The sequence below is a fragment of the Stenotrophomonas sp. PS02298 genome (genome assembly GCF_029959445.1).
Lineage (GTDB): Bacteria > Pseudomonadota > Gammaproteobacteria > Xanthomonadales > Xanthomonadaceae > Stenotrophomonas.
The window spans coordinates 1-6,289 of the sequence record NZ_JASCOR010000208.1 but is presented as its reverse complement, the minus strand read 5'-3'; the positions used below and the strand labels follow the sequence as shown (position 1 = coordinate 6,289).

Genomic DNA, 6,289 nt, shown 5'->3' with positions numbered 1-6,289 from the left:
GTGCCGAGCCGTGCTCGGCAGAGGCTTTACCGGTAATGCCCTTGCCGAGCATGGCTCGGCACTACCGGTTGCCGGTTGCCGGTCCCACAACGCAACAGACCCGCTTGCGCGGGCCTGTTGCGGTCAGATGCCCAAGGCTTATCAGCTGGACAGGTGCTCGATCGCGGCGACGCTGCCGAGGCGGTCACCCAGCGTGCGCAGCAGCGCCAAGCGGTTGCCACGCAGCGCAAGGTCATCGGCGTTGACCATCACCGCGTCGAAGAACGCGTCCACCTGCGGGCGCAGGCGGGCCAGGCGGCCGAGCACGGCCACATAGTCCTTGTGCGCCAGCGCGGTGCCGGTGTCGTCGATGGCAGCGGTGACGGCTTCAGCCAGTTCGCTCTCGGCCGGCTCGCGCAGCAGCGCCGGGTCGATCATGGCCGGGATGGCACCGTCGGCCTTGCGCAGGATGTTGCGGATGCGCTTGTTGGCTGCAGCCAACGCTTCGGCTTCCGGCAGCTGGGCAAAGGTGCCGATGGCATCGATGCGGCGGTCGAAGTCGTACAGCGAGGCCACGCGCAGCTCGGCGACTGCGTTGAAGTGGGTAGCCGGCACGCCCTTGTCGGCGTAATAGCCCTTCAGGCGGTCGATGATGAAGTCGTAGAGTTCGCCCGCATCGGCCTGCACACTTCGCTCGGCAAGGCCCGCATTGGCCGAAGCCAGCAACGCCGGCAGATCCAGATCAAAACCCGACTCAATGATGCTGCGAGCCAAGCCCAGCGCATTACGACGCAGCGCGAACGGGTCCTTGTTGCCGGTTGGCTTCAGGCCAGCGGCAAAGCCACCGGCCAGCGTGTCCAGGCGCTCGGCAATCGCCAGCACCTTGCCCAGCGGCGACAGCGCGATGTCATCGGCAGCAAAGCGCGGCTGGTAGCTCTCGTCGATGGCCAGCGCCACCGACGGCGATTCGCCACCGGCAACGGCGTAATGACGGCCGGCGATGCCCTGCAATTCAGGGAACTCGTTGACCATGCGCGACTGCAGGTCGTTCTTGGCCAGCTCGGCGGCACGCTTGGCCTGCACCGGATCGGCACCCACCTGCGGCGCGATGATCTGCGCCAGCGCGCTGACGCGCTGCACCTTGTCGGCGACGCTGCCCAGCTTGGCCTGGTAGGTGACGGTCTTCAGCCCATCGCCCATGCCGACCAGGCCCTGCTTGAGGTCTTCGTCGAAGAAGAACTTGGCATCGGAGAAGCGCGGGCGGATGACGCGCTCGTAGCCCTTGGAAACCTCGGCCACGTCCTTCGATTCGATGTTGGCGATGCCGATGAACTTCTCGGTCAGCTTGCCACCGGCATCGAGCACCGGGAAGAACTTCTGGTTGATCTCCATGGTCTCGATCAACGCTTCCTGCGGCACGGCCAGGAATTCGCGCTCGAAACTGCACAGCACCGCCGCCGGCCATTCGACCAGGTTGACCACCTGTTCCAGGTTGTCGTCGGTGATGCGGGCCACGCCCCCAGCCTGGGCAGCTGCGGCATTGACCTCGGCGACGATGCGCTCGCGGCGCGCGTCGGCGTCGACCAGCACGTTGGCGGCCTTCAGCGATTCAACGTAGTCGGCCGGGTTGCTCAGCCACACCTGCTTGTCGGCCATGAAACGGTGGCCACGGCTGAAGCGGTCGGACGTCAGGCCCAGCAGCTCGGCCGGCACGATGTCATTGCCGTGCAGCAGCACCAGCCAATGCACAGGGCGCGCGAAGGCGTATTCGTGGCTGCCCCAGCGCATCGGCTTGGGGATCGGCATCGCGGCGATGGCCTCGCGCAGGATTTCCGGCAGCAGGCTGGCGGTCTGCGCGCCCGGGGTCACCGAACGCAGCACGAAACGCTCGCCCTTGGCATCGGTGGTGCGCTCCAGCGCGGTCCAGTCGATGCCGGCCTTGGCGGCAAAACCCTGCAGCGCCTTGGTCGGTTCGCCGTTGGCATCCAGCGCGATGTTCAGGTACGGGCCGAATACTTCCGAGTGCTGCTCGGGCTGTTCGGTCTCCACGCCCGGCAACAGCACGGCGAGGCGACGCGGGGTCGACAGCGGCTTGGCATCGCCACGCTCGAAAGCCACGCCACGCTTGGCCAGGCCATCGATCACGCCATCGAAGAAGGCCTGCGCCAGGCCCGGCAGCGCCTTGACCGGCAGCTCTTCCACGCCCAGTTCGATCAGCAGCGGTTTCATCTCACTCATATGACGTCCTTGCGCACCGACAGCAGGTCGCTGCGCCCAGTTTGGGGGAATACGGAAACTTCAGGCGCCGGATCGCGGCGCTTTTGCAGGAACAACATCACCAACCCGGCAACCGGGGCCAGAACCCAACCAAAGATCAGCCAGAGAAGCGCACTGCGTCCGGTACCACGTGCCCATGCTGCGAGCCCGATACCGGCCAGGAAATTCACATAACCGACGCTGGCAAGTCCTTCGACCCCAGCCAGGCTCACGAGATCTGTTCCTTCGCTGCCACGGCTTCGAGGCGCTTGGCCTCGTACAGCTTGGCCACCGCCTGGGCCAGCGCGCGCACGCGCAGGATGTAACGCTGGCGCTCGGTCACCGAGATGGCGCGGCGCGCGTCGAGCAGGTTGAACGAATGCGAGGCCTTGCAGACCTGTTCATAGGCCGGGAGCGGCAGGCCGGCTTCCACCAGCTTCTGTGCTTCCTTCTCGCAGGCGTCGAAGCGATGGAACATTTCTTCCACGTCGGCGTACTCGAAGTTGTAGGTGCTCTGCTCCACCTCGTTCTGGTGGTAGACATCGCCGTAGGTGACCGGGGTGCCGTCCGGACCGTAGGTCCAGATCAGGTCGTAGACGTTGTCGCAGTTCTGCAGGTACATGCAGAGCCGCTCCAGGCCATAGGTGATTTCGCCCAGCACCGGCTTGCACTCCAGGCCACCGGCCTGCTGGAAGTAGGTGAACTGGGTGACTTCCATGCCGTTGAGCCAGATTTCCCAGCCCAGGCCCCAGGCGCCCAGGGTCGGCGATTCCCAGTTGTCCTCGACGAAGCGCAGGTCGTGCACCAGCGGGTCGATGCCCAGCGCCTTCAACGAATCCAGGTAGAGCTGCTGGATGTTGTCCGGGCTCGGCTTCATCGCCACCTGGTACTGGTAATAGCGCTGCAGGCGGTTGGGGTTCTCGCCGTAGCGGCCATCGGTGGGACGGCGCGAGGGCTGCACGTAGGCGGCATTCCAGCTTTCCGGGCCGATCGAGCGCAGGAAGGTGGCCGGGTGGAAGGTGCCGGCACCGACCTCCAGGTCCAGCGGCTGGATCAAGACACAGCCCTGTTTCGCCCAGAAATCATTGAGGGTCTGGATCAGTCCCTGGAAGGTAATCGAAACGGGGGGAGTCGCGGACATGCTGCCTGAGCCGTACGTAAGGGGTGCGTTAGTATAGCGACCGACCGCGCGATGGCCGCGCCAGCAAGGGGTTTGGGGTGGAAAACGCGGCTGTGGAAGGCACTCAGGCACCGCCACCGCAGGTGGCTATCGCCCCGGGAAGGCTGCAGTTTTCCAATATCGCCAGCGCCCTGCTGGCCGACGGGCTGGTGGCCGCGCACGACCAGGAACGCATCCGTTTCTCTGCCCAGGGCGCGCGCAATGCCAGTGAAGTGCACCCGCTGGTACTGCTGGCCAACCTGAAACTGGCTGCCACAAGCGGGACTGGCGAATTGGGGCTGGAACGTCTGACCGAATGGTTGGCCGCACGCACCCAGACCCGCTACCTGCGCATCGACCCGACCCGCGTGGACGTGTCCGGTGCCACCGCCGTGGTCTCGCATGCCTATGCGCGCCGCCACCGCATCCTGCCGCTGGGCCTGGACAGCGAGCGCGTGCTGGTGGCCACCAGCGAGCCGATGGCACGCGACTGGGTGCCGGACCTGCAGCACCTGACCCGCCGCCGCATCGACATGGTGCTGGTCAATCCGCTGGACCTGCACCGTTACTCGATGGAGTTCTTCGGCGTGACCCGTTCGGTGCGTAGCGCGCGCAGCGACGCCCGTGACAGCAGCAACGGCATCACCCCGCCCAGCTTCGAACAGTTGGTGGAGCTGGGCAGCGCCGGTGACGTCAATGCCGACGACCACCATGTGGTCAGCATCGTCGACTGGTTGCTGCAGTACGCCTACGAGCAGCGCGCCAGCGACATCCACATGGAGCCGCGGCGCGACAAGGGCCGGGTGCGCTTCCGCATCGACGGCGTGCTGCACAAGGTGTTCGAACTGCCACCGTCGGTGATGACCGCGGTGATCAGCCGGGTCAAGGTGCTGGGTCGCATGGACCTTGCCGAGCGCAGGCGCCCGCAGGACGGCCGCATCAAGACCCGCTCGCCGGGTGGGCGCGAAGTGGAAATGCGTCTGTCGACCATGCCCACCGCGTTCGGCGAGAAGTGCGTGATGCGTATCTTCGACCCGGACTCGGCGTTCAAGAGCATCGAGCAGCTGGGCTTCAGCCCGGAAGAAGCCGCCGGCTGGAACGAGTTGGTGGCGCGCCCGCACGGCATCGTGCTGGTCACCGGCCCGACCGGCTCCGGCAAGACCACCACCCTGTACTCCACGCTCAAGCGCCTGGCCACGCCGGACGTGAACGTGTGCACGGTGGAAGACCCGATCGAAATGATCGCGCCGGAGTTCAACCAGATGCAGGTGCAGGTCAACATCGACCTGGACTTCGCCTCCGGCGTGCGCACCCTGCTGCGCCAGGACCCGGACATCATCATGATCGGCGAAATCCGCGACCTGGAAACCGCACAGATGGCGGTGCAGGCCTCGCTGACCGGTCATCTGGTGCTGTCCACGCTGCACACCAATGACGCGCCCTCGGCGATCACCCGCCTGCTCGACCTGGGCGTGCCGCATTACCTGATCGCCTCCACCGTCAACGGCGTGCTGGCGCAGCGTCTGGTGCGCACCCTGTGCCCGCACTGCAAGGCGCCAGACACGCTGACGGACGCCGATTGGGCACCGCTGCGTCATGCCCATGAAGCATTACCAGATGTGGTCACGGCATATGCGCCGGTCGGTTGCCTGGAGTGCCGGCGCACCGGCTACATGGGCCGGATCGGCCTGTATGAGCTGCTACCACTGGGTTCGCGGCTGCGCGCCCTGATCACCCGCGACATGGATCTGGCCGGATTCAGCAAGGCCGCGGCCGCCGACGGACTGCGCACCCTGCGCCGCACCGGGCTTGAAAAGGTGGCCGCAGGGCTGACTACAATCGAGGAAGTCCTGTCAGTACTGCCGCCGCCGGAATGAAGTCCCAGCCGTTCTTGATCGTTGAAACCGGGCAACCGTTCCCGACACTGCGCCGTTATGGCCGCTTCCCGCACTGGATCCGCGTCGCCGCCGGGCTGGAAGAAGCCGACACCGTGGTGGTCAACGTCGAGCACGGCGAGCAGCTGCCCGAACGCAGCGATTTCGCCGCCACGATCGTCACCGGCTCGGCCGCCTTCGTCACCGACCGCGCCGACTGGAGCGAGCGCAGCGCAGACTGGCTGCGCGACGCCGCCCACGCCGGCATGCCACTGCTCGGCATCTGCTACGGCCACCAGCTGCTGGCGCATGCCTTGGGCGGGGAAGTGGCCTACAACCCGGCCGGGCGCGAGTCCGGCACCATCCAGCTGGAGCTGGAAGCCCCGGCTTCGGCCGATCCGCTGTTCGCCGGCCTGCCGGCCAGTTTCCCGGCCCACGCCACCCACCTGCAGACGGTATTGCGCGCGCCCGAAGGCGCCACCGTGCTGGCCCGCTCGGTGCAGGACAACTGCCACGCCTTCCGCTGGGGCGAACAGGCCTGGGGCCTGCAGTTCCACCCGGAGTTCGCCACCCACCATATGCGCGGCTACGTCCGCGCCCGCGCCGACTGCATCGCCCGCCACGGCGGCTGCGCCCGCAGCGTCGCCCGTGAGGTCAGCGCCGCGCCGCTGGCCCGGCAACTGCTGCGCCGCTTCGTGCGCCACGTCCGCCGCGAGACGCATTGAACCTGCTGTTGCTTTGTGGAAACGGCGTCAGCCGCGAAGCCGGCAATGCTGCAATGACGGGCATGTCCGCGATCTGACGATTCATGGGCTTGGCGGCTGACGACGCTCCCACAAAGGCCGAAGGGCCACCGGCAAAGCCCCATGTAGTGCCGAGCCATGCTCGGCAGAGGCCTTCCCGGCAACCCAACCCGTAGTGCCGAGCCATGCTCGGCAAGCGGCCTTCCCGACAATCCAACCCGTAGTGCCGAGCCATGCTCGGCAGAGGCCTTCCCGGTAAAGCCCCTGCCGAGCATGGC

The 6,289-nt window shown here is 66.6% G+C and carries 5 protein-coding genes; 2 read left to right on the top strand and 3 right to left on the bottom strand.

Features of this window, described 5'->3' with window-relative positions:
• Positions 1–141: 141 nt before the first annotated feature.
• Genes glyS through glyQ form a run of 3 tightly spaced genes read right to left on the bottom strand, consistent with a single transcriptional unit; the run spans position 142 to position 3,376 of the window.
• Entirely contained in the window at positions 142–2,217 is a 2,076-nt protein-coding gene (glyS, locus tag QMX78_RS19495; protein ID WP_282272694.1) for a glycine--tRNA ligase subunit beta, read from the bottom strand.
• A complete protein-coding gene (locus tag QMX78_RS19490) occupies positions 2,214–2,468 on the bottom strand; it encodes a hypothetical protein (RefSeq protein WP_282272692.1) in 255 nt (84 codons plus the stop codon). The genes glyS and QMX78_RS19490 overlap by 4 nt, the downstream gene beginning before the upstream one ends.
• Positions 2,465–3,376: a glycine--tRNA ligase subunit alpha gene (glyQ, locus tag QMX78_RS19485; protein ID WP_282272690.1), complete on the bottom strand. Its 912-nt coding sequence runs from the start codon at positions 3,374–3,376 to the stop codon at positions 2,465–2,467. Before glyQ ends, QMX78_RS19490 begins: the two co-directional genes overlap by 4 nt.
• A gap of 92 nt (positions 3,377–3,468) precedes the next feature.
• Between glyQ and QMX78_RS19480 the strand changes: the two genes are divergently transcribed.
• On the top strand, positions 3,469–5,271 hold the full coding sequence (locus QMX78_RS19480; protein WP_282272696.1) for a GspE/PulE family protein: 1,803 nt from the start codon (positions 3,469–3,471) through the stop codon (positions 5,269–5,271).
• Positions 5,268–5,993 (top strand): glutamine amidotransferase, encoded by a 726-nt coding sequence (locus QMX78_RS19475; RefSeq protein WP_282272688.1) that lies wholly within the window; start codon positions 5,268–5,270, stop codon positions 5,991–5,993. Before QMX78_RS19480 ends, QMX78_RS19475 begins: the two co-directional genes overlap by 4 nt.
• Positions 5,994–6,289: the final 296 nt, after the last annotated feature.

What these genes read in the sequence shown, in the direction of transcription:
- glyS (WP_282272694.1), bottom strand. Translation starts at nt 2,217, where the DNA reads ATGAGTGAGATGAAACCGCTGCTGATCGAACTGGGCGTGGAAGAGCTG.
- glyQ (WP_282272690.1), bottom strand. Translation starts at nt 3,376, where the DNA reads ATGTCCGCGACTCCCCCCGTTTCGATTACCTTCCAGGGACTGATCCAG.
- QMX78_RS19475 (WP_282272688.1), top strand. Translation starts at nt 5,268, where the DNA reads ATGAAGTCCCAGCCGTTCTTGATCGTTGAAACCGGGCAACCGTTCCCG.